At 49.8% G+C, this 23,710-nt stretch carries 24 protein-coding genes; 16 read left to right on the top strand and 8 right to left on the bottom strand.

The window, feature by feature from the left end:
• Positions 1–8: 8 nt before the first annotated feature.
• Both PDUR_RS22080 and PDUR_RS22075 read right to left on the bottom strand, forming a co-directional pair.
• On the bottom strand, positions 9–1,187 hold the full coding sequence (locus PDUR_RS22080) for an MFS transporter (RefSeq protein WP_042208222.1): 1,179 nt from the start codon (positions 1,185–1,187) through the stop codon (positions 9–11).
• A 6-nt stretch (positions 1,188–1,193) separates the two neighbouring features.
• Entirely contained in the window at positions 1,194–2,315 is a 1,122-nt protein-coding gene (locus tag PDUR_RS22075) for a glycerol dehydrogenase (protein WP_052410345.1), read from the bottom strand.
• 671 nt (positions 2,316–2,986) lie between these two features.
• Here PDUR_RS22075 and PDUR_RS22070 point away from each other — a divergent pair.
• From PDUR_RS22070 to PDUR_RS22015, 12 genes are all read left to right on the top strand, one after another.
• Entirely contained in the window at positions 2,987–3,457 is a 471-nt protein-coding gene (locus PDUR_RS22070) for a NifB/NifX family molybdenum-iron cluster-binding protein (protein WP_042208221.1), read from the top strand.
• Between the two features lie 71 nt (positions 3,458–3,528).
• Entirely contained in the window at positions 3,529–4,413 is an 885-nt protein-coding gene (gene nifH, locus PDUR_RS22065) for a nitrogenase iron protein (RefSeq protein WP_179945170.1), read from the top strand.
• 231 nt (positions 4,414–4,644) lie between these two features.
• Positions 4,645–4,947 (top strand): LiaF transmembrane domain-containing protein, encoded by a 303-nt coding sequence (locus PDUR_RS22060; protein WP_042208219.1) that lies wholly within the window; start codon positions 4,645–4,647, stop codon positions 4,945–4,947.
• Between the two features lie 46 nt (positions 4,948–4,993).
• Positions 4,994–5,668 carry a PspA/IM30 family protein gene (locus PDUR_RS22055; RefSeq protein WP_042208218.1) on the top strand — a complete coding sequence of 225 codons (675 nt, stop codon included), beginning with the start codon at positions 4,994–4,996 and terminating at the stop codon, positions 5,666–5,668.
• Positions 5,669–5,672: 4 nt separating this feature from the next.
• The gene (locus PDUR_RS22050) at positions 5,673–6,173 is read left to right on the top strand and encodes a PspC domain-containing protein (protein WP_042208217.1); all 501 of its coding nucleotides are present in this window, start codon (positions 5,673–5,675) and stop codon (positions 6,171–6,173) included.
• A gap of 3 nt (positions 6,174–6,176) precedes the next feature.
• The gene (locus tag PDUR_RS22045; RefSeq protein WP_042208216.1) at positions 6,177–6,878 is read left to right on the top strand and encodes a PspA/IM30 family protein; all 702 of its coding nucleotides are present in this window, start codon (positions 6,177–6,179) and stop codon (positions 6,876–6,878) included.
• 175 nt (positions 6,879–7,053) lie between these two features.
• Positions 7,054–7,701, top strand: a complete 648-nt coding sequence (gene liaF / locus PDUR_RS22040) for a cell wall-active antibiotics response protein LiaF (RefSeq protein ID WP_042208215.1) — start codon at positions 7,054–7,056, stop codon at positions 7,699–7,701.
• Positions 7,702–7,725: 24 nt separating this feature from the next.
• A complete protein-coding gene (locus tag PDUR_RS22035) occupies positions 7,726–8,772 on the top strand; it encodes a sensor histidine kinase (RefSeq protein ID WP_042208214.1) in 1,047 nt (348 codons plus the stop codon).
• Between the two features lie 298 nt (positions 8,773–9,070).
• On the top strand, positions 9,071–9,724 hold the full coding sequence (locus PDUR_RS22030) for a response regulator (protein WP_042208213.1): 654 nt from the start codon (positions 9,071–9,073) through the stop codon (positions 9,722–9,724).
• Between the two features lie 320 nt (positions 9,725–10,044).
• On the top strand, positions 10,045–10,887 hold the full coding sequence (locus PDUR_RS22025; RefSeq protein WP_042208212.1) for a YwmB family TATA-box binding protein: 843 nt from the start codon (positions 10,045–10,047) through the stop codon (positions 10,885–10,887).
• Positions 10,888–11,094: 207 nt separating this feature from the next.
• On the top strand, positions 11,095–12,645 hold the full coding sequence (gene zwf, locus PDUR_RS22020) for a glucose-6-phosphate dehydrogenase (RefSeq protein ID WP_042208211.1): 1,551 nt from the start codon (positions 11,095–11,097) through the stop codon (positions 12,643–12,645).
• A gap of 301 nt (positions 12,646–12,946) precedes the next feature.
• On the top strand, positions 12,947–14,533 hold the full coding sequence (locus PDUR_RS22015) for a peptide chain release factor 3 (RefSeq protein ID WP_042208210.1): 1,587 nt from the start codon (positions 12,947–12,949) through the stop codon (positions 14,531–14,533).
• A gap of 93 nt (positions 14,534–14,626) precedes the next feature.
• On the opposite strand, the gene PDUR_RS22010 is transcribed toward PDUR_RS22015, so the two are convergent.
• Positions 14,627–14,869: a small acid-soluble spore protein SspI gene (locus tag PDUR_RS22010; protein ID WP_042208209.1), complete on the bottom strand. Its 243-nt coding sequence runs from the start codon at positions 14,867–14,869 to the stop codon at positions 14,627–14,629.
• Positions 14,870–14,983: 114 nt separating this feature from the next.
• On the opposite strand from PDUR_RS22010, the gene PDUR_RS22005 reads away from it, so the two are divergent.
• Together PDUR_RS22005 and PDUR_RS22000 are read left to right on the top strand one after the other, a co-directional pair.
• Complete coding sequence (locus PDUR_RS22005; protein ID WP_269079222.1) at positions 14,984–15,664, top strand: potassium channel family protein; 681 nt, start codon at positions 14,984–14,986, stop codon at positions 15,662–15,664.
• 29 nt (positions 15,665–15,693) lie between these two features.
• Positions 15,694–16,485, top strand: a complete 792-nt coding sequence (locus PDUR_RS22000) for a TrmH family RNA methyltransferase (RefSeq protein ID WP_042209612.1) — start codon at positions 15,694–15,696, stop codon at positions 16,483–16,485.
• A 286-nt stretch (positions 16,486–16,771) separates the two neighbouring features.
• On the opposite strand, the gene PDUR_RS21995 is transcribed toward PDUR_RS22000, so the two are convergent.
• Complete coding sequence (locus PDUR_RS21995) at positions 16,772–17,644, bottom strand: oxidoreductase (protein ID WP_042208207.1); 873 nt, start codon at positions 17,642–17,644, stop codon at positions 16,772–16,774.
• 41 nt (positions 17,645–17,685) lie between these two features.
• Entirely contained in the window at positions 17,686–19,116 is a 1,431-nt protein-coding gene (locus PDUR_RS21990; protein WP_042208206.1) for an aldehyde dehydrogenase family protein, read from the bottom strand.
• 163 nt (positions 19,117–19,279) lie between these two features.
• On the opposite strand from PDUR_RS21990, the gene PDUR_RS21985 reads away from it, so the two are divergent.
• Complete coding sequence (locus tag PDUR_RS21985; RefSeq protein ID WP_042208205.1) at positions 19,280–19,942, top strand: TetR/AcrR family transcriptional regulator; 663 nt, start codon at positions 19,280–19,282, stop codon at positions 19,940–19,942.
• A 164-nt stretch (positions 19,943–20,106) separates the two neighbouring features.
• On the opposite strand, the gene PDUR_RS21980 is transcribed toward PDUR_RS21985, so the two are convergent.
• From PDUR_RS21980 to PDUR_RS28935, 3 genes are read right to left on the bottom strand one after another with little or no spacing between them, the layout of a single operon-like run.
• Entirely contained in the window at positions 20,107–20,991 is an 885-nt protein-coding gene (locus PDUR_RS21980; RefSeq protein ID WP_233277419.1) for an oxidoreductase, read from the bottom strand.
• A 1-nt stretch (position 20,992) separates the two neighbouring features.
• Entirely contained in the window at positions 20,993–21,799 is an 807-nt protein-coding gene (locus PDUR_RS21975; protein ID WP_218918423.1) for an SDR family NAD(P)-dependent oxidoreductase, read from the bottom strand.
• Between the two features lie 25 nt (positions 21,800–21,824).
• Positions 21,825–22,076, bottom strand: coding sequence for a hypothetical protein (locus PDUR_RS28935; RefSeq protein WP_156130569.1), 252 nt, complete (start codon positions 22,074–22,076; stop codon positions 21,825–21,827).
• 115 nt (positions 22,077–22,191) lie between these two features.
• Here PDUR_RS28935 and PDUR_RS21970 point away from each other — a divergent pair, with 115 nt between their 5' ends.
• Positions 22,192–23,688 carry an Lsa family ABC-F type ribosomal protection protein gene (locus PDUR_RS21970; protein WP_042208204.1) on the top strand — a complete coding sequence of 499 codons (1,497 nt, stop codon included), beginning with the start codon at positions 22,192–22,194 and terminating at the stop codon, positions 23,686–23,688.
• Positions 23,689–23,710 lie beyond the last annotated feature (22 nt).

Raw genomic sequence — 23,710 nt, 5'->3', positions numbered from 1 at the left:
ATTCACTCCTAAAAAAGATTTTGTTGTTTATCCAATCGATAATTGATTATAGCTAGAAGCATGGCTGCAATCACCATGACTGCTCCAATCCAAGCCGTATCCAGGTAGTCCAGGTAGTCTACAGCGTAGCCCCCGAGTGTGGAGCCAGCGGCAATGCCAATATTAAATGCTGAAATATTCAGAGCTGACGCTAGGTCTTTGGCGGAGGGAGCCAACTTTTCTGAGAGTGCCAAGATATAAGCCTGCACGCCCGGAGACATCATAAAGGCAAAGAAACCCATGATAATAAGTCCTGCGATTGTCAGCATCTTGTTTGGTAATAGCAGGATTTGCAACAACAAGGCAACGCTCTGAAATAGAAATACGAGTCTTAAATTTTTGACAGGGTGAGTATTGGCGATTTTTCCGCCTGCCAGATTACCGGCAGCTACTGCAATCCCGTATACCAACAACAAAAGGGTGACCGAGCTTGCAGAGAATCCGCTGATGTCTTCCAAAATAGGCGTGAGATATGTGAACAAGGAAAAAGTTCCGCCAAAACCTAATGCAGTCATCAATAAAGCCAGCAAGATTCGGCTATTCGATATTATTTTTACAATATCTCTAAGATGGAGGGTGCTCGATTGATCTTTAATTTTGTCAATAGCCAAGAAATTGCAGACAAGAGCGATCAGCGCAAGTGCAGCTACTACACCAAAGGTTGCTCGCCAACCGTAATGTTGGCCAATATATGTTCCTAGCGGAACACCCGCAATGGTTGCTACGGTCAGCCCTGTAAACATGATGGATACCGCAGTCCCTTTTTTATTCTCTGGAACCAGATCCATAGCAACAGTTGCCGCCACCGCAAAAAACACTCCATGAGCGACGGCCGTTAGAACCCGTGACAGCATAAGCAGATGATAGGAGTAAGAGAACGCGCTTAGCAAATTACCCAGGGTAAATACAGCCATCAGAATGATTAAAAATCTTCTTTTGGGCACTTTCCCCGAGAGGATAGCGATAAGCGGAGTTCCAACGGCAATGGCGACTGCATAACCGGAAATAAGTGTCCCTGCACGCGTGATGCTAATATGAAGATCACTCGCTACAGTTTGAAGCAATCCAACTAAGACAAATTCGGTCGTGCCAATTGCGAAAGCGCTAAGGGCAAGAGAAAATAAGGCAATATATATTTTCGTGGACATTTAGATTTACTGATGACCTCTCTTCCTGTAATGATTCCCCAATATATCGGCAGAGCGGATGGCATGGTACAGCATATCTTCCGTTATATCAAGCGGCTCGCGCAAAATAAGGGGGGATTGCAGCACCGCTTTTGCAGCCGTCCGTATTTTCTCCTCTGTCGGCTCCGAAACTCCAATTTCTCTCAATGTCACAGGCAGCCCGACGCTTAGACTGAACCGGATCACTTGCTCAAGCTCGTTTGTATCCCGATTTTCCAGCACAAGCTGGCATAACACGCCAAAGGCAACCCGTTCTCCGTGGAGATAAGGCTTGCATTCCTCCAAAGCGGTAAAGCCGTCATGAAAGGCATGCGCGCCTGCCGCTCCGTTGCTTTCGGCTCCAATGCCGCTCAAGAGAGTATTGACCTCAATAATATTTTCCATGGATGGAGAGCAAATGCCCGCTTCCGCATCCAGCTTCGCTTTTAACCCGTCTTGCAGTAGAACGTTGTAGCATTCCTTGGCAATGGCATAGGAGGCGAGGGTTCTTTTGAATTCTCCTTTGATGTTATTCTGCGAGTCGGACTCCTTACACGCCCGAGCCTCGAAGAAGGTCGCTAACGCATCGCCCATACCAGCCACCAGCAGCCTAACAGGAGCGCTCGAGATGATTTCGGTATCGACTATAACCAGGTCGGGCCCTTTGTCGTAAAACATTTCGTTGATATGCTCTCCCGCAGGGGAATAAATGACAGATAAGGCGCTGGTGGGTGCATCGGTTGCCGCAGATGTAGGTATAATGACTAACGGTAAATCCAGGGCATTAGCCACCAGCTTGGTCATATCAAGCGTTCTTCCTCCGCCGATTCCGATAATCGCATCATAATTTCCGCTGCGGGCTGTATGGATATACTTATCCGAATTTTCAATGGAAACCTGACCCTCAAAAGGTTCACAAATAATGCTGGCGGTGTCGTATGCACTGTACAGTCTGGAAGATAAGGCTTCGAATAAAAAGGAATCAATGTAAGCCAGGAACTTCGTGCCAAATGAATTAGTGTAGCTCTCAAGCTTGCTTATTTCCCCGTAGCCTTGAATATACTTGGCCGGAGCCAGAAATCCGCGTGTGCTTGTTTTAATTTGTCCCAAGTTGTTCATTCCCTTCTTTGATAATTGGCTGCGGCTTTGATTGGAAATACGCAGCTGATAAATCTGATTTCTATGGTAGCCAGGTAAACGATACATATCAAAATTTGCTGAAAAGTTTCAAAAATAGAAACAATAAAATGAAAAAATGGAATGTAGCCGCTGAAGAGAATAAGGAGGATCGATCATGATAGTATTCATGACGATGAACATCGAAAGCTTAAGATGATCTGGGTTTCATGGACAAAGCACAAGCTTAGACTCTCTCGGATCAATTTCGTTCTGCTGCAGAAGGGTCGCATTCCGGCTTTTTTGTCGCCGCTAACAGCAGTCGATAAGGCGGGTTTGTGAACAATTAATGCCCATTAGGAACGTCAGAGAGGCATGGCTATCCCTTCACAAATATATCAATGGCTGGAAAGGATTTATGAAAGCGGTACCTTCAGGTGGAAAAAGTGGAAAATCGCTGGAATATGTTATATAACCTAACGCCAATCTTGAACGATTTGTCAACGATGAATGTATGCGCTTAACATTCATTGACGGGATTTGAGTTGAAAGGATAATATATCTCTTAAGAACAACAACGTCTACATGACAAGTTAAGAAATGTAACATTTGTTACACTCGTATCTGAATGATTCGCAAATCTCATTTGAAGGAGAGGCGGTCGGGTGGAATTAATCGGTGACGATGAAGCAAGCCGGAATCAGACGGAGGTAACCAATGTGGACGCCGAGCGAAAGAATGAATCGGCCGATCATCTGGGCTTCGAGCCCCCGGTAATCAGAATAGCTGTTGCGACACGGGGCGGCGGCAAGGTTAATGTCCACTTTGGACATGCGAGTGAATTTTGGGTTTACGATGTTTCGGGCCAGTCAACGACCTTTTTGGAAGTGCGTCACGTTGAGGCCTATTGCACCGGGAGATCAGAGAGTGGCGAACCGGTCGACAAGAAGAAGATTTTTGACGATACGGCCGCTTTGTTCGCGGACTGCCAGGCGATTCTTTGTTCCGGAATTGGCGATTCCCCGCGCAGTAAGCTTTTGCAGAGAGGAATAGCAGCAATTTCCGGCAAAGGGGACATTGAAGAATTGCTGCTGGAAAGCGCCGAGTTCTACGCCAGTTTGGGTCTATCAAAATGATGTCCGTCAGAAATTTGCATTCATTTGCATTGATAATAATCTGAATAATTTAAATATGGAGGATGAGAAATATGGCTAAAGCAAGACAAATCGCATTCTATGGTAAAGGCGGTATCGGTAAATCCACGACTTCCCAGAACACATTGGCTCAGCTGGCAACAACTTTCGGCCAAAAAATCATGATCGTAGGTTGTGACCCTAAAGCCGACTCCACTCGTCTGATCTTGAACACGAAAGCTCAACAAACGGTGCTTCACATGGCCGCTGAATTGGGTTCCGTAGAAGACCTTGAACTCGAAGACGTAGTAGCAACCGGCTTTGGCGACATCCTTTGCGTAGAGTCCGGCGGTCCGGAACCAGGCGTAGGCTGCGCAGGCCGCGGTATTATCACTTCCATCAACTTCCTGGAAGAGCAAGGCGCATACGAAGGTATGGACTTCATCTCCTACGACGTACTGGGTGACGTTGTATGCGGCGGTTTCGCAATGCCAATCCGCGAGAACAAAGCACAAGAGATCTACATCGTCTGTTCCGGTGAAATGATGGCTATGTACGCTGCCAACAACATCGCACGCGGTATCTTGAAATATGCACAAAGCGGCAGTGTTCGTCTGGGCGGCCTGATCTGTAACAGCCGTAACACCGACCGTGAAGATGAGCTGATCATGGAGCTTGCGCGTCGTCTGAACACGCAAATGATCCACTTCGTACCTCGCGACAACGTCGTACAACATGCCGAGCTGAGAAGAATGACGGTTACTCAATACAACCCTGAGCATAACCAAGCTCAAGAGTATAAGCAGCTGGCTGACAAAATCCTGCACAACGAAATGCTGAATATTCCGACTCCGATCGAAATGGACGAACTGGAACAACTGCTGATCGATTTCGGTGTGGTAGAAGACGAAGAAACGGCTATCAAGAAATTGGAAGCTAAAGAAGCAACCGGCGCCTAATCGAAGAGAATATCTGCGATTGCCCATAGATTAATAGAACAGGCTTGTAAAACGGCTGGATCAGCTGTTTTACAAGCCTGTTTGTGTTATTACCTTACTTTTGGACGGCAGTCTTACAAGTGCCCCGCCTAAGGTCCAGTTCCAAAAACCGTCCCCGGTCCGTTTTGGGCGGACTGGATTCAGCCTACAATAAGAGCATAAGGTGAAGGACAACGAAAGGCGGTGAAAAAAATGCAAAGAAACAGAGGAAACGGTTTTGCGGTTGTACTGATTGTCATCGGCGCTATTATGCTGCTGGGTATAGCGCTTCCGCTGATACACGGGATTTTCAGGCTGCTGTTCCCGGTACTGCTGGTTGTTCTTGGTTACTACGGAATTAAGAGCGGACGCAAGGTGATCGGCTGGATCGTAATGTTTATCGGGGTCATGTCCCTGATCGCCAAACTGTCGTGGCTGATCGGACCGCTGCTCGGCGTGGCGTTGGTTGTATGGGGAATATCGGTACTTAAGGGCAAGAAAAGCACCTATTATTAAAGCTTAAGCAGAACTCAAATTAACGGCAAGGAGGGAGCGGCACACTATGAGCGTTTTTCGTCGCATGCGGGACATTACCGTAGCCAATTTAAATGAAAAGCTTGAACAAAGTCAGGACCCCGTGAAGCTGATTGATCAATTTCTATACACGACCCGTGAGGAAATCAGCGAAGCTGAAAGATTGTATCAGCAGTACGCGAACCATACGAAGCAGCTTCAGCATCAGGTAGACCAGGCGACTTCCATGAGGAATAGACGGGAGGAGCAGGCGCTGCTGGCGCTGAAAGCGGGCGAGGACAATCTGGCAAAGCTGGCTCTGCAGGAGAAAATCATTTACGAGGAAAAGCTGGAGCAGTACGGCGGTCTTCTGGAGCAGAGCCGGCAATCTCTGCTGGAACTGGAGCAGCAGCTCGGCGAACTGAAGATGGAGTATCAGTCGGTCTACAGCAAGCGTCAGTATTATGCGGCCCGGATGGAAACGCTCCGGCTGCAGCAGCGGATGAACCAGCGGGCGGCCGCTTACGGCGGAGGCGACATTCCAAAAATGTTCGGGCGCCTGGAAGACCAGCTTACCGACTGGGAGCTCGAAGCCAAAAGTCTTCGCGACCTGCGGCGAATGGGCCAGGAGTACGCGGTTCAGGCAGGCGAGACGGTCGCTACTGTTCTGGAGCGGGAACTGGCCAAACTGAAGGAGAAGCTGAACAAAGATGGAAAGGAGTAGCGTTATGACGAGGTTATATCGATCTACCCGTGACAAAGTGCTGACAGGACTCACCGGCGGATTGGCGGAGTCGGTCGGCATCGACTCCACCCTGCTGCGGATACTGCTGCTGATCAGCATTCCTTTTACGGGCGGCGCTGTTATTCCAGTGTATTTCATCGCAGCGCTGATCTTTCCGAAGGAGCCGGGGCCTTATCCGCCATACGGCTTTGGTCCTGAAACGGCGGACGGCGGTTACGGTCCGCATTATAGAGGAGAAGATGGATATGGACGCCGGGGATGCGGTCCGCGAGGCCCATTCGGCCACTCCGGTCCATCCGGCTCGCGGCCATACAGCCGCAGCGACTATTATGATCCGCGATACAGTAAAACAACAGGCTACACCGCGCAGGACTCCGGTCTGGACGATATGATGAAGGACATTGAGAAAAAAGCCATGCAAAAAGAAATCGAAGAACTTAGACGCAAGCTTGCCAAATACGAAGATAAGAAGGGAGAAGTGTAAAACATGGGAGTTTTTAAAAGAATTAAAGATATGACCAAAGCATCCGTTAACGATCTGCTGGATAAGGTGGAAGATCCGGTTGTCATGCTGAACCAGTATTTGCGCGACATGGAGGGAGAGATTCACGAGGCGGAGGTTACGGTTGCCAAACAAATGGCCAATGAACGCCGGATGAAGCAGCGTGTGGATGAAGCCGGGAAATTGTCCGGACAGCGCGGCGCGCAAGCCGAGCTTGCCTTGAAGAACGGCCAGGAAGAAGTGGCGCGCAAGCTCCTTGAGGAGAAAATTTACTTCGACCAAAAATATGGCGAATACAGCGAACTGCATTCCCAAGCGGATGCCCATGCCAAGGAATTGGTTCAGCAGCTGCACGACATGAAAGATGAATTCTATAAGCTGCGCAACAAACGCAATGAGCTCGTGTCCCGGGCCCAAATGGCGAAAGCGAAGAAGCAAATGTCGCAAATCAGCAGCGTCCACAGTATCGAAAGCGGCAGCGCTTCGCTTGGATTCCACCGCATGGAAGAGAAGATCATGCAGCTTGAAGCCGAAGCCGATGTGCTGCGCGCTCCTTACCGGCCAACGGCCGCAGCCGCGTACAGCCCTGTCGACGCCGAGAAGCAGCTGAAGGTGGAGGAACAGCTGAACGCGCTGAAGAGCAAGCTGAACGGCTCCGCCGCTCCTTCCGTGAGCAAGGAAGAATAGGGCGGAATATACGGTCAACAGGATAAAGACTGTTCCAAAAATACAGGTTGATATGATATGCTGAAGCGAGGGTAAAGCCATACGGATGGATCACCATGCCGTCATGGCTTTTCCGGCCGTTTGGTCCCAGGTTGTGCGGGGTTGTCCGAACTATAATACATCAGGAGGTGCGAGGATGGAGAAGCGAAACCGTTTGATAGCCATAGGACTGATTGCTGTCGGATGCTTGATGATTTTTGGCAGATGGATCGGTTTTTTTTCCATTGTCGCCCTTTTATTTCTGCTGCTGGGCATCTATCTGACAACGTCGGGTAAGATCAAACAGGGCTATACGCTGCTGGGAATTGGCGCGGTCCTGCTGCTGCTGGATCATCTGGTGCTGGTGCTGGGAATCTGCCTGATCTCTCTTGGCATGTTTTTTGTCAAATCCAAAGGGCTGCAGCAGGGGAGAAACCATCTTCAGAAGCAGAATTTCTCCTCAAGCTTTAACTGGGACCGGTCGCCTTGGGTGATGCATAGTCTCAGCGCCTGGCATGTGCTGGGAGAAACGGATCTGGATCTGTCGCTCGCGATGGCGGAGGATAAGGAAACGATTATGCTGTTTCAGGGGATTTTTGGCGATATGGACCTGCATCTGGCGGATGGCTACGGCGTGGAGATCGAGGCCTTCGTGCTGTTCGGCTCCATTGAATTCGGCAGCCAGCGCGATGCGGGCATGCTGAACCGGTTGAATTGGAAATCGCCGGGCTATGAGAGCAGCGAACATCGGGTTAAAGTCAGCGTTTCCTATTTGATGGGAGATTTGGATGTAAGAATGCCATAGCGGATAAGGAGGGGAGAACTCCGGATGGATCATAAAAAGAATGCCAACATCATGTCGCGCAGTATGGGCGAGGGAGCCTTGTTCTCCTTTGTCCTGCTGCTGGTTATCCTGTATATGATGTATACATATGGATTTATGCGCCCTTTTGAAAGTTGGAGCTATGGGCTGCAGACGGCTTCGGTCGTGCTTCTGCCGGTCGGTCTTGGCGTGGGCTTCGGATTCTATCAGAGCTTCCGCGTTAAGCGCAGGCTTGAACGGATGCGGGAAACGCTGCTGCTCTGGGAAAAAGGCAATCTGACGCTCTCCATGCCGCCACTCGGCGAGGACGAACTGGGCAGGCTCGCAGAACAGCTCAACGTAATCGGCGGCAAGTGGGAGAATCAGGTGACGACGCTTCAGCGGCTGTCGACGAATAACGCCCAGCTTGCCGAACAGGCGAGGCTGACGGCAATTGTGGAGGAGCGGCAGCGTCTGGCCAGGGAACTGCATGATGCGGTCTCCCAGCAGCTGTTCGCTATCTCGATGACGGCGACCGCGGTCGGCCGGACGCTCGAAAAGGACTTCGACAAGGCCCAGCGCCAGATCGCCCTGATCGAGGAGATGGCTGCCGTGGCCCAGTCAGAGATGAGAGCGCTGCTGCTGCATCTGCGTCCGGTTTATCTGGATGGAAAAGGTCTGGACCAGGGTATTCGGGAGCTGATCAAGGAACTGAAGGTGAAGGTGCCAATAGACATCCTGTTCGAGATGGATTCCGGCATACAACTGGTAAAGGGCGTCGAGAACCATCTGTTCCGCATTGTTCAGGAGGCCATTTCCAACACGCTGAGGCATGCCAAAGCGGAAAAATTGGAGATTCGCATTCACCGCCGCGGCGACACGGTCCGGATGACCATTCGCGATGATGGCATCGGTTTTGAAATGGATGATTACAAGCAGACGTCGTACGGCCTGTCCAATATGCAGGAGCGTATTACGGAAACTGGAGGGTCGATCCAGTTCATCACGGCGCCGGGCAAAGGTACCCGTATCGAGATTACAGTGCCGCTGCTTAGCGAGGACAAGGGGATCTAGATCCTAGGCATGGTCCTGCGGGCGCGGCTCAGTAAGTATCATCGGAGAATGCCGCTGAATCCGCCGGAATTCTGTCGTCTAATTTTCAGCTAATAGAGCCTTTTCGAACAAAGGAGAGGATCAGCCGGCCCGGGATTATAAGATGAATCATCTGTCAGATTACAGGCCGCGTCCAGTTTAGGAGAATTAGAGGGGAGAACTCTGGCTTATAGGTACAGCACTCCAATTGGAGGCTTGCCGGGCCGTTCTTTCGGAGTGGAAGGTAACTGGACTCACAAACTTTTGGGAGGGATTGGCCATGGAGAATGGCGAACCGATTAAAGTGCTGCTTGTGGACGACCACGAAATGGTCAGAATCGGACTGGCTGCGGTGCTTGGGACTGAGGAAGGGATTGAAGTGGTCGGCGAGGCCGGAAGCGGGGAGGAAGGTGTTCGCCTGGCGCAGGAGTACAAACCGGATGTCGTGCTCATGGACCTGGTGATGGAAGGGATGGACGGCATTGAGACAACAAGGCAGGTAATGAAGCTGTACCCCGAGTGTAAGGTGATTGTGCTGACAAGCTATTTGGATGATGAAAAAATGTACCCGGTCATCGAGGCCGGCGCTTTCAGCTACCTGCTCAAAACCTCGCGCGCCAGTGAAGTGGCGGATGCAATCCGGGCGGCGGCACGGGGACAATCGGTCCTGGTCTCGGAGGTCGCCTCCAAAATGATGAACCGGTTCCGCAGCGATGCACGCATTGAAGCTCCCGCTCACTCGGAGCTGACGGACCGGGAGATGGAAGTGCTGAAGCTGCTGGCGCAGGGCAAGTCCAACCAGGATATTGCCGACCAGCTCATTATCGGCATCAAGACGGTGAAGTTCCATGTCACGAACATTCTCGCCAAGCTGGGCGTTGAGGACCGCACGCAGGCGGCCATCTACGCTTACAAGAACGGACTGGCTGAGTAGTATTGCCGGACAGGCGGCCGCCGGCATAGCGCACGCCGATCATTAACCGGACGGTTGACGCGATGCGGACCGGCGCTTTCATCACGTATATCAACTCTGCTGCGATATTCTCATTACCGGGCAAGCTTACGTAACAAGCGTTAATGCCGTCAGTCAAAACGAGCCTTTTTTGCAAATATGGCCTTATATTTCTATGAGAAACGTACTTGCGCCCATCAGGGACGCTGTCAGACGTTTCTTTTTGCTTCGGTATAAAATCTCCCAAAACGGTTATCCTGTCTAGTAGATTGCTAGAACGGAACCGAGAGGGAGAGAAACGAATGGAAAACCGGGGAAAGAGCTCAAACAAGGGAACGCTGCTGCTGATTGGGTTGTGCTGTGCGGCGCTGGTGCTGGCGGGCTTTCGGAACGGAGTGGAAGCCAGTCCTGCTGCTGGGGTCTATTCCAAGGCTCAGCAGCCAAATGCTGCACTGGAAACGGAGGACCGTGCTGGATTGGCGGGTACACCGTCCGCAGCGGTACTGCTGCTAACGGATCTCGGCCGCAGCGTGACAGAACCGGACTCACCGATACGGCTTGTCTTTAAATGGCAGGGCAGCTATATAGGGGATGCGGGCAAAGCATTCTCTGCCGCAAACTCCCTCTCGAAGTCTCTCGGGCTCCAGACTGTCGTTAAGTCGGAAGAAGAAGGCCATACCGCTTACCGTTCCTCTTCCAAGTCTGGAGAAATGAAGACCTCATTATTCTGGAGCGAAATGGGGGAGGGAGAGAGCTACGTCATCGTGACGCTGGAAACGACCGATCTGTCCCGTACTACGGGACTCGCCGGGTCTGTTCAACAGGCCGGGATGATGATGACATCCGCAAGCGTTGCCGCCGACTGGAATGTCTCCCTGCAGGGAACTGCCAAGGAGCACGGGGATGCCAGTCAGGCGCTGAAGCTGACGAAGCATACGCTTGCAGATAAGCTGCAGGGCATGAGTGCTGCTGAAACTTACGAAGACGAGACAACCGCCAGCACCTCCTATACCGTGCCATCTATACTGCATACGGTGCAGAGCGGAGCGCATCGTCTTGCCGTACAAGCAGCGATTCACAAAGACGTTGCCAAAGGCAGCAGCCGGGTGACTCTCGGGTTCCCGCTGATTACGATTGAATATTGATTTTTTCAGCTATTATAAGCTCAATTATAGAGAACGATAAGAAACAGTAATCGAACTTTGCCGAAATCCGAGAGAAACTGTCAGGAATGTAATAGCATCCTTTTTCGGAATATGATAAAATGGCATCACGTCGTTATAACCTTTTTACTAACATTAGACGTGAAAATGGATTTTAATAAACTATATCATAGAGAAAGATGAGGAGCCATGGCTGAAAATCAAACCTTTGACGAATTGACTACACCAGGTGCTGTTTTTTTTATTTTTGGTGCGACCGGAGACTTGGCCCGGCGCAAGCTTTTTCCGGCCATCTACAGCTTGTACCGCGAGGGAAAGCTGGCTGAGGATTTTGCGGTAATCGGCGTGGCGCGCCGTCCCCGGACTCCCGAAGAATTTAAAGAAGATGTAAAGGCATCGATAACCGAGTTTAGCCGTTACAAGGCGACCGACGATAACGAATGGAATAGATTTGTCGATCATTTTGAGTATAAGTCGCTTGATATCAACAATGTTGACGGGTTCCGCGAGCTTAAGGCGCAGACGGAAGCGCTGGAAGAGCGGTTTCGCATTCCGGGTAACCGGCTGTTCTACCTGGCGCTCGCCCCTGAGCTGTTCGGCGGCGTCTCCTTCAACCTGAAAGCCGGAGGCATGCTGAACGGACAGGGCTGGAACCGTCTGGTGATCGAGAAGCCTTTCGGCTACGATCTGGAATCGGCCGAGAAGCTGAACGAGCAGATCCGCCAGGTGTTTGAGGAAGAGGAAATTTACCGGATCGACCATTATCTTGGCAAGGAAATGGTGCAGAACATCGAAGTGATCCGTTTTGCCAACGCCTTTTTCGAGCCGCTCTGGAACAAGCAGCATATTGCCAACATCCAGATTACGCTTGCTGAAACCGTCGGTGTCGAAGAGCGCGGCGGCTATTATGACCATGCCGGAGCGCTGCGGGATATGGCTCAGAACCATATGCTTCAATTGCTGACCATGATTGCGATGGAGCCGCCAAGCCGTCTGTTGCCGGAAGATATCCGCGACGAGAAGGTCAAGGTGCTGCGTTCGCTTCGTCCGTATGCAACCGGGGAAGAAGTGCGCCAGAACGTAGTGCGCGGGCAGTATTCACAGGGTCTGTACAATGGCAAGTCTGCGCCTGCTTACCGTCAGGAAGACAAGGTAAACCCGGAATCCACCACGGAAACGTATTTTGCGGCCCGGGTATTCGTAGATAATTTCCGCTGGGCGGGCGTACCGTTCTACATCCGCACAGGCAAACGCCTGCCGGCAAAGACGACCGAGGTGGTCGTGGAGTTCAAACGGATGCCTACCAATGTCTACTTGGGTCAGAAGCATAACCTTGAACCGAACCTGCTCGTTATCCGCGTTAACCCAATGGAAGGCATTTATGTGAAGATTAATGCCAAGAAGCCGGGCTCGGAGTCGGAAATTCAGCCGCTGGCAATGGATTTCTGCCAAAGCTGTCTGATCGGCATCAACTCGCCGGAAGCCTACGAGCGCCTGCTGCATGATGCCGCGCGTGGGGATTCCACCTACTTCACCCGCTGGGATGAAGTATCCTCGGCCTGGTCGTTCGTGGACCATATCGCCAAAGCCTGGAAAGAGGATGCCAGCGATCTGGCTTCTTATCCGGCAGGCACCTGGGGTCCGGTTGAAGCGGCTCAACTGCTTGAACAGGATGGCTTCCAATGGTGGCCGGTCAACGGGCAGAAAGAAGACAACGTTGTATGGTCTGTGAACAATTAATATTGTTAACCAGATAGATATTCAGAAATCTCCCTGCCCTAGAGCCCTAGAGCGGGGAGATTTTTTTCTCGGAGCTTGTATTTAGGTAGATAATGCCGCCCCGATTTTGATATACTTTAAAGGATGCCCGCTTTAATATGTCCTTCGGCTGTGAGAGATAAAGGCCGACAGGCTGCGGGAAAGGACGGCTAATTTAGCGATAGGAGCAAAGAATAATGGCCATTAAGCCGATTTGATACAGTTTTATTCTTAAGGCGCTAATTCGGAACATGAACAATTCAGATATGAAGGGATATGTGCAATGAGTCAAACGATGGATCAGAATTTGCAGCAGGAAGTGGATAAACGCAGAACATTCGCGATTATTTCCCACCCTGACGCAGGTAAAACGACACTTACGGAGAAGCTGCTGCTGTTCGGCGGCGCCATCCGGCTGGCGGGAACGGTTAAGGCCCGCAAAGCAAGCAAGCACGCGACAAGTGACTGGATGGAGATTGAGAAGCAGCGCGGTATCTCCGTCACTTCCTCGGTTATGCAGTTCGATTATGAAGGCCACCGGGTCAACATTCTGGATACGCCGGGTCACCAAGACTTCAGTGAAGACACCTACCGCACATTGACTGCTGCCGACAGCGCGGTCATGCTGATCGACGTCGCCAAAGGCGTCGAAGCGCAGACAATCAAGCTGTTCCAGGTATGCGCGAAGCGGGGCATTCCGATCTTTACATTCATCAACAAACTCGATCGCGAGGGCCGCAATCCCTTTGAGCTGATGGAGGAGCTGGAGCAGGTGCTGGGTATCCGTTCGGTGCCGATGAACTGGCCGATCGGTACGGGACGCGAGCTGAGCGGCGTCTACGACCGGATGAAGAATCAGGTGGAGTTGTTCCAAGGCGACGATCATTCGGTCATTAAAGTGCAGAAGGTGGATGACTATCATGATCCCGTAATCCGCGAGATGGCGGGCGACTATCTGCATGACCAGTTGTGCCAGGATCTTGAGCTGCTTGATGTTGCTGGAGATCCTTTCGATTATGAGAAGGTGCTGCGCGGCGAATTGACTCCGGTCTTCTTTGGCAGTGCGATCAACAACTTCGGCGTGCAGACGTTCCTGGAAAATTTCCTGCAGCTCGCTCCTAAGCCGGAGCCGCGCCGCAGCACGGCGGGTATTGTGGAGCCGACAAACGAGAAGTTTACCGGCTATGTGTTCAAAATCCAGGCGAATATGAACCCGGCCCACCGCGACCGGATTGCTTTCCTGCGCATCGTTTCCGGCAAATTCGAGCGCGGCATGAGCGTGAAGCATGTGCGCGCCGGCAAGGATATCAAGCTGTCGCAGCCGCAGCAGTTTCTTGCCCAGGACCGCGATATCGTCGAGGAGGCGTATCCGGGAGATATTATCGGTCTGTTCGACCCCGGCATATTCCGTATCGGCGATTCGCTCAGTCAAGCGGGCGATGTGGTGTTCGACGAGATGCCGACTTTCTCCCCCGAGATTTTTGCCAAGGTCAGCATTAAGAATGCGCTGAAGTCGAAGCAGTTCCAGAAGGGAATCGATCAGCTGACGGAAGAGGGCATGATTCAGGTGTTCCGTACGGTCAGCTTCGACGATATTCTGCTGGGTGTGGTCGGACAGCTGCAATTTGAAGTGTTCGAGTACCGGATGAAGGGCGAGTACGGCGTGGATGTGCAGCTTCAGCGGATGCCATATCAGTTCGCGCGCTGGATTGTGGACGAGAACAAGCCGGACCCGAGCAAGTTCCGGATCAATTCGACGCTCGTTACGGATAAAAAGGGCAATTTCGTCGTGCTGTTCGAGAACGAGTACGCGATGCGGACGGCGATCGAGAAAAATCCGACAGCCAAGTTTCTGGAAACGGCGCCGTAAGTTTAAGATAGTCGGCAAGTTATGCCGGAATTAAGTAAAAGCCTCCGTCTCTCGCGCGTTTTGCGCAGGGGTACGGAGGCTTTTTCCAATGCTTCAAATGCCGCTGGTAGTCGGACCCGGAGCGGAGGACTTCAGATGTTCGTGCAGCATCGTGACGACATTATCTTTTTTAGCGGGATCGAGGTCTTTCCAGATTATTTCAAAGACGGCGCCGAGTCCCGGCAATGCGGTTTCCGGACCGTCCACCGAACCGTCGATCATTTCCCGCAGTTCGGTTTTGGAATGACCCTGGATTTTATGGATGACCGCCTGGCGCAAGTCGAGCGTAATGGACATGTGGAGGGCTCCTTTTTCAAAAAAATGTGTATATGCTGAACATAATATGCCCTGCGCTGGGGCCTAAAATTCAAGTTTAATTCGCCTTGTGCTATACTGTTTTGAGATAATCGACTGCATACGGGGGGAGAACAGATGGCCAAGAAGCAATTCGCCATAATCGGAATGGGCCGCTTCGGTTCAAGCGTTGCCAAAGCGCTCAGCGGTATGGGCTATGATGTGCTGGCTATTGATTCGGACGAGCAGCGCGTGCAGGAAATCTCCGCAATCGTAACGCATGCCGTATCGGCGGATTCGACGGATGAGGAAGCGCTGCGCGCGCTGGGCGTCCGTAATTTTGATGTGGTCGTGGTAGCGATTGGCGAGGATATTCAGTCCAGTATTCTGACCACGCTTATTCTCAAGGATCTCGGCGTGCCGGCCATTCTCGTCAAGGCCAAGAGTGAGCTGCACGGTAAAGTGCTGAGCAAGATTGGAGCCGACAAGGTCATTTATCCGGAAAGGGATATGGGGGTGCGGGTTGCGCATCATCTGGCCTCGCCGAATATTCTCGACTATATCGAGTTGTCGCCGGATTACAGTATTCTGGATATGAAGGTGCCCGGAGCGATGCTTGGCAGAAACCTTAAGGAACTCAATATCCGTGCCAAATTCGGCTGCAACGTGATTGCGATCCGCCGGGGGGATGAAATGAACATTACTCCGAATGCGGATGACCGGCTGACAAGCGACGACGTGCTGGTCATTGTCGGACACAAGGATAATCTGACCCGGCTGGAAATGGCCTATCAATAAGAATCAATGGAGCGGAAAGGTTGAAATCGATGGAAATTATATCTCCGCAAAATGCGCGGGTTAAAGAGTGGGCCGGATTACTTGAGAAGAAACACCGCGACAGGAGCGGAAAATATATCGTCGAGGGCGTTCATCTTGTCCAGGAGGCGCTGCTGGCGGAAGCGGACGTCGAAATCCTGGCTTACGATATCGATAAAGGAATGCCTGCGGAGCTTGGCGGTCTGCTGCAAGCTGCTCAGGGCATGGAGACCATCGCGGTCTCGGCGGCGGTCATTGCCAAATGCAGCAGCACCAATACGCCGCAGCCTGTGTTCGCGGTTATCCGCAAAGAGCGGGATGGAGCGGAAGCGGCGCTGGACAAGCAAGGCAGCCTCGTTATTGTGCTGGACGGCGTGCAGGACCCCGGCAATGTCGGCACCATTATCCGCAGCGCGGACGCGGCTGGAGCGGACGGCGTCATTCTGGGCCGCGGCTGTGCCGATCTCTACAATCCGAAGACCATCCGTTCCACCATGGGCTCGATGTTCCATCTGCCGGTTGTGGAAGGCGATCTGGCGGAGATACTGCCGCAGGCCCGGCAGCGCGGCGTGCTGCTGGTCAGCACCTCGCTGCAAGGCGTGGACTCCTGCTACAGCCACGATTTCCGCAGCGGCAGCCAGTGGCTGCTTATCGGCAGCGAGGGCCGGGGCATCTCGCCGGAAACGGCACGGATGGTGGACAAGAGCATCATCATCCCGATGAAGGGCCGCGCCGAATCGCTGAACGCGGCGATGGCGGCGACGATTTTATTGTTCGAGGCGATGCGGCAGCGTGGGTTTTGAATAAACAGTAATTCCTGTCCTGTGAGTTGTAATATAGATGGTTACCATTTGTAATTTAGTTTGTCACACATTTAGAACGTTCTTTTGTCACTATAAAAAAAGTCCTGATTATCTAAAATCATTGATATAATATTTGATTCATGAAAAAAGAATTTTCTCCTTAAGTGCTTTAGAAATTTAGATGCTTTAAGAAAGCATGCCAAAAATAACAACCACCCATTGTTGGGCGGTTGTTATAAACAAAATTAATCAGTATACGACAACAAAGATACCGACCTGCTATCCTTTATTCAAGATTCATTAACCTCGAAATTTCATCGTCCAAGTCATTATTATAAAAATCGGTAGATACACTTAATTTTTCCCAACGTAAGGTTTCGTTAAGTCTATCTTGATCCACTTGTTTAGCGATTTGGACTGCATCGCTGCCAAGTAAAAGACGCAAGGGAGGGTACGCTTCATCAGCAATCGTTAGAATGGCTTGGGCTGCTTTCGACGGGTCTCCAGGCTCATTGCCACTGGATTCCCGGACATATTTCAATAATAAACCCACAGTATTTTTATAATCTTCACTTGGGGTAACATGCTCCATGGATGACCCTGCCCAATCCGTACGGAATCCACCCGGTTCGATTAACGTTACCTTTATCCCTAACGGATTAACTTCCTTGGCCAATACCTCGGAGTACCCTTCCACGGCCCATTTTGCTGCTTGGTACGGGCCCAAACCAGGGACGCTTGATCGTCCGCCAATCGAAGAAAACTGAAAAATGTGGCCCGATCTTTGTTGGCGTAAAACAGGCAATGCTGCTTTCGTAACTTGCACGACTCCCCAAAAGTTCGTCTCGATTTGAGAACGAAAATCTTCCATAGTAGTCTCTTCGATAGCTGAGATATTTCCATACCCTGCATTGTTAACCAATACATCCAGTCTGCCAAATGTAGCTACAGCCGCTTGAACAGCTGCTTCTGCCTGCAGCATGTTGGTTACATCTAATTCCATCGTATGGATTTGCTCTCCGTAACGATCTACAAGGTCTTCGAGCTGCTCAGGTTTACGTGCAGTAGCGACCAATTGATCACCTTGAGCTAGAACAGCTTCAGCTAGACTGCGGCCGAAGCCGCGTGAACTACCGGTTATAAGCCATACTTTAGACATCGCATATCCTCCATATATCCATTTTAGAACACTGTGTTTGATTATTTGGCCGAGTCATAGCCTGTTATGGTTTTCGTCTCCAAACAATCCTCCAGCCCATATAATCCGTATTCTCTACCGATACCCGATTGCTTGAATCCCCCAAACGGAGCCTTCATTTCAAAACCTGCCCCGTTAATGAGCACAACACCAGCAGCAATTTGGGCTGCCACTTCATTGGCTTTCTCAATGTCCGAGGAACTCACGTAGGCACCGAGACCATAATCTGTATTGTTAGCCATCTCAATGGCTTCTTCTTCCGTCTCGTAAGTTAAAATCGATAAGACGGGACCGAAGATTTCTTCCTTGGCGATCGTCATATATTCTGTCACCTGAGCGAAAATCGTTGGTCTAACAAAATATCCTTGTTCCAAACCCTCTGGATGCCCCACACCTCCGATGACCAGTTCAGCACCCTCATCAATACCAGACTGAATATATCGCTGAACCTGATTGTATTGCTTCTCTGTTATGATTGGGCCAAGTTCTGTGCCTTCCTCCCAGGGATTGCCGACTTTGATGCGTTCCACAGTTTCTTTAGCTATCTGTTTCACTTCTTTAAGCCGATGCTTGGGGACCAAAAGGCGGGTCCCTGCAACGCAAGCTTGCCCATTATTGTTATAACCCTGTCTTACAGCAGTCGGGATTGCCACGGAAAAATCGGCGTCATCCAAGATGATGTTCGGCGATTTGCCGCCCAGTTCCAGCGTGACCCGCTTCATGGAATCTACAGCACCTCTCCGAATTTCTTTCCCTGTTCGAGTGGAACCAGTGAAGGTGATCATTGCAATATCCGGATTGCGGGTCAATTCGGATCCAACCGTTTGGCCAAGTCCATGAACTACATTGATCACACCAGCTGGAATATCAGCCTCATGGAAACATTCAGTGATCAGATGTGCCTGAATCGCGCTAAGTTCACTTGGCTTGATCACCACTGGACAGCCGGCAGCTATGGCAGAAGCAAGCTTTGCAGTAATCTGAGAATAGGTTGCATTCCAGGGAGTGATAATTCCAATGACTCCAATTGGCTCTGCTACTACTTTCGCTTTCCCGATATATTTAACGAAATCGAAAGCCTCAAGCGCTTCTTTCGTGTCCAAAAAATTCGTAGCTGCCAGTTTAACTCGGCCAATGGCAGCGGGCTTCGGAGCACCGTATTCATTGATGTTAGCCTCCATCATTACTTCTAATTTTCTCATAACTGCGTCATGTAGTCTTTGCAGCATTTGAATGCGCTCTTCCACTGAAGTTCGTGAGAAAGTCTTGAAGGCTTTCTTTGCTGCCGAGATTGCTCGTTTGGCATCCTCTTCGTTCCCTAAAGTGACACGTCCGATGATTTCCCTAGTTGAAGGATTAATAAGTTCTTGTACCTCTGTGCCGTAAGGCGTTACAAATTCCCCGTTAATATAAACTTGATTAATTGTTCTCATTTTAATAACTCCTTTGAATTTATTTGGGATTCTTGCTAAAAAGAATGATAGCACACAACGAAAACAAAGTAAACAAAATATATATAAATTGTCTACATAATATTTTTTGTTTATATTTTATTGAAACCGTGTATAATAGAAGGAACAGGTAAGGGGGAGCGTAATGTCAATGGAGAATCAGCAAGATAAAGCAAAAAACAAGCTGCTGAAAAAACTGATTCCGTCCCTCATGAAGGACGGGTTTCAACAAATGAGGATGGACGATATTGCTAAATTTATGGATGTTAGCAGGGCAACGATGTACAAGAATTTTTCTTCAAAAGAAGAAATCATCGAGGGTGTCGTTCGCATTTTTGTTGACTATATAGAACAGCTAGAGGATCGTACCAATGAGGATGACGATCGATCGTTTGGGGTTTGGTTTCAGCAATTGTTTGAACAATCGGTAACGTTGGTTGGCAAAATATCTGATGTGTTTCTGAAGGATTTACAAATGGTATTTCCAGAAATGTACGATGTTTTGAAGACTGCGTTGAATAAAAGGGAACAACAGACCCTTAAATTTTATCGAGATGGGAAGAACAAGGGGATTTTTAATCCGATTAACGAGAAGTTCATTTTACTTCAAGACGATATTTTGCTCCGGGAAATCATGAATGTGAAGTATTTGCTTTATAACCAAATGACCATTCAACAAGCCCTCGATGATTATTATCAATTAAAAAAAATTCAATTGTTCAAACCGGAAAAGATATCCTTAGTGGACGACTCACGGATTCAACCCGTCATTGAACATATTGTCGAGAAATTCAATCGTGCTTTATAAATCAGAATATATAAAAGTCTCAAAGTCTTGTTCATTTGGAACGAGGCTTTCTTTTTATTGAAAAAAGAAGAGACCACTGACCGAATGGAAGCACCATAAATCGTGGCGTCAATTCCGTCAGTGGTCTAACTAAGGAGTTCGGTAAACCCTATGTTTCAGCCTGCTTAGTCTGTTTCTGTCGGAAAATCAGCAGAACGACTTACTTCAGCCCATGTATCCACTTCTTCTGCGCGCGATCTTGAGGATTTCTCTGCAGCTTCAACAGCCCCGGCACCGAGAAGTAGACGAAGCGGTGGCTCTTCCAAGTTAACGATATCCATGATGATCTTGGCTGCCCGTGCCGGGTCTCCTGGTTGTTTACCTTCCGTGGCAAGGCGGAACTGGTGCATTTGACCAACGGTTTGAAGGTAATCTTCACTCACCTCCGCCATGTCCATAGATGCCCCTTGCCAGTCGGTTCGAAATGCCCCCGGCTCAATAATGGTGACCTTGACACCGAAGGGCTTGACTTCATTGCTTAATACTTCTGAAAAGCCTTCGACTGCATATTTTGCAGTCTGGTAAGCCCCCATGCCAGGCGTACCACCAACCCGTCCACCTACGGAGGAGAACTGAACAAAATGACCGGAACGCTGCTTGCGCAACACAGGTAGTGCTGCCTTGGTCACATTTACGACACCGAATAAGTTAGTCTCGATTTGTGCTCGAAAATCCTCATCGGTCATTTCTTCAATGGGAGCACTATTCGCGTAGCCGGCATTGTTCACAACCACATCGAGTCTCCCGAACGAGTCAACGGCCAGTTTAACCGCCGAAAGAGCAGCCTTAGGATCAGTAACATCTAAAGAGAACGTACGAACTTGATCCCCGTATTCCTCCACAAGGTAGTCTAACTGTTTTGAGTTGCGTGCTGTGGCTATAACTTGATTCCCGCTTGCCAGCACCGCTTTCACAAGCTCCTTGCCAAAACCCCGGGAGCTCCCGGTAATAAGCCAAACTTTAGACATGATATATTCAACTCCATTTGGTTTAATTTGTGCTTTGCACATGTTAGAATGCTCCTCGAATCAAACCACCGTCAACGCGAATGGTTGCCCCACTTACATATTCTGCATATTCGCTGCAAAGATAGGCTACAGCCGCTGCAATTTCATCAGGGTAGCCGAAGCGTCCCCGGTCATTAGGAATAAGCTCGTTAACCGCATTAGGCATAATCTCATCCCAGGTTTGGCCCCAGCCCCGAGAAGGTCCAATGTGCTCAACCAAGTCCTTAACCGCATCCACAAGGATTGCTCCTGGCGAAACAACGTTGGAAGTAATTCGCGTGCCCTTCAACTCACGTGCCAAAGATACAGCAAGATTATGGCGGGCAGCCAGGGTTGCGTTGTATTGAGGGTGGGTATTCATTGGTTGCAGAGCAAGTCCCCCACCGATCGTGATGATACGACCCCAGTTCTGTTCACGCATTTTTGGAACCAAACGTTGAATCATACGCACACCAGAAATGACGTTAACGTTATAGGTATCAGCCCATTCGTCGGCTGTAGCTTCCATCCAGGAGAAATGACGATAGAAGCCAGCGTTGTTAACGAGAATGTCTACTGGACCATCGGCCAACGCAGCAGCAGCTACTGCATCTGCTCCTTCATCAGTAGTTAGATCGCCGAGTGCAATCGTCGCAGTTCCACCATTGGACGTGATGGACTCTGCTACAGCGCGAGTGCGCGCTTCATCGCGTCCATGTACAATAACGGTTGCTCCTTCAGCTCCCAGCATTTTTACCATTGCCATTCCGAGACCATTGCTCGAACCTGTAATAAGTGCCCGTTTGCCTTTTAAATTCAATTCCATGTCCATTGACCACTCCTTCATCTTAACCTGATCAGAGTATATCACTGGAATAAAACAAAGTAAACAATAAGTATGTAAAATGTCTATTTTGAATATTTTTTTGAATTGATAATGTCATTTTAGGATGTTGCAATGTTGAAGCGGGTATGCTAAGATCGTGCTGACACTTAACGATTGGAGTTGAAGAGGATAATGTAATATTTCTTGCCACTTTTTTTAAAGAATAAAGCAGAATTGTTTTATTTTTTATTGGCAAGAAAGTTACCTTATTCTTTTCACTCAAAAAATATATCCCCTTTTCATACCCTGCACCGGGTTGGATGTGCCGTATTTTTTGAGCTACAAGAAAGGTAACTTTCTTGTAGCTCTTTTTATTTTGACAAAGGAGGTTCCTAAACATGTCATTGATCAAGGTAACGAACCTGACGTTTGCTTATGACGGCAGTTATGACAACATCTTTGAGAATGTAAGCTTTCAAATTGATACCAACTGGAAATTGGGCTTTACGGGGAGAAACGGCCGGGGCAAGACCACGTTTCTCAATTTGCTGCTCGGTAAGTACGAATACAGCGGAACGATTTCGGCGGGCGTCAGCTTCGAGTACTTCCCATTCCACGTTCAACACAAAGAGAACAATACCGTTGACGTCGTCGCCGACATCTATCCGGACTTCGAGCACTGGCGGCTTCTTCGCGAGCTTTCGCTGCTGAAGGTGTCAGAGGACGTGTTATACCAACCGTTCGAATCGTTGTCGAGCGGAGAACAAACGAAGGTGCTGCTGGCGGCCCTGTTTTTGAAGGAAAACCGTTTTTTGCTCATTGACGAGCCAACCAACCATCTGGACCTGCATGCTCGGAAGCTGGTCAGCGATTATTTGAACCACAAGAGCGGGTTTATTTTGGTGTCGCACGACCGCTCGTTTCTCGACAACTGCGTGGACCACATTCTTTCGATCAACAAGACCAATATCGAAATCCAGAAGGGAAGTTTTTCCGACTGGTGGGAGAACAAACAACAACAGGACAACATGGAGATGGCCGAGAACGAAAAGCTGAGGAAGGACATCAAGCGGCTGTCCGAAGCGGCCAAGCGGACGAGCAACTGGTCGCACGAAGTGGAAAAAACAAAAAACGGCACCCGCAACTCCGGCTCCAAGGTCGATAAAGGGTACATCGGTCACAAGGCCGCCAAAATGATGAAGAGGTCCAAATCGATCGAACAAAGACAACAATCCGCAATCGAGGAAAGATCCCAGCTCCTTAACAACGTCGAAAGTTCGGAAAGCCTGAAAATATCTCAGCTGGCGTATCACAAACAGCAATTAGTCGAGCTTGACCGCGTTTCGATTCATTATGGCGAGAAGAAAGTTTGCCGCGACGTCAGCTTTACTGTGGAGCAAGGGGACCGCATTGCGCTCTCTGGTCCGAACGGCTCAGGCAAATCCAGCTTGCTCAAACTGATTTGCGGCGAGGAAATTCCTTATTCCGGAGCGCTTCGAATAGGGAGCCAGTTGAAAATTTCCTACGTTTCGCAAGACACCTCGCACTTGCGGGGCAATTTGTCGGAATTCGCCAAAAACAGCGGAATTGACGAAAGCCTGTTCAAATCAATTTTGAGGAAACTCGATTTTTCGCGCTTGCAATTCGAAAAGAACATCGCTTCTTTTAGCGGTGGTCAGAAGAAGAAGGTGCTGATCGCGAAAAGCCTCTGCGAGCGGGTTCATTTGCATGTTTGGGACGAACCGCTCAATTTTGTCGATGTCATTTCCCGGATGCAAATCGAAGAACTGCTGCTGGAGCATTCTCCGACCATCCTTTTTGTGGAGCATGACAGCGAGTTTTGCAAGCATATCGCAACAAAGATTGTGGAACTGAAAGAGATAAACCATTTCTAGGAGGATGAAAGCGATGAAGATT

The sequence above is a fragment of the Paenibacillus durus genome, assembly GCF_000756615.1.
Lineage (GTDB): Bacteria > Bacillota > Bacilli > Paenibacillales > Paenibacillaceae > Paenibacillus_AQ > Paenibacillus_AQ durus.
Note: the sequence above shows the minus strand (reverse complement) of the source record. Positions and strands in the feature narration are given on the sequence as shown.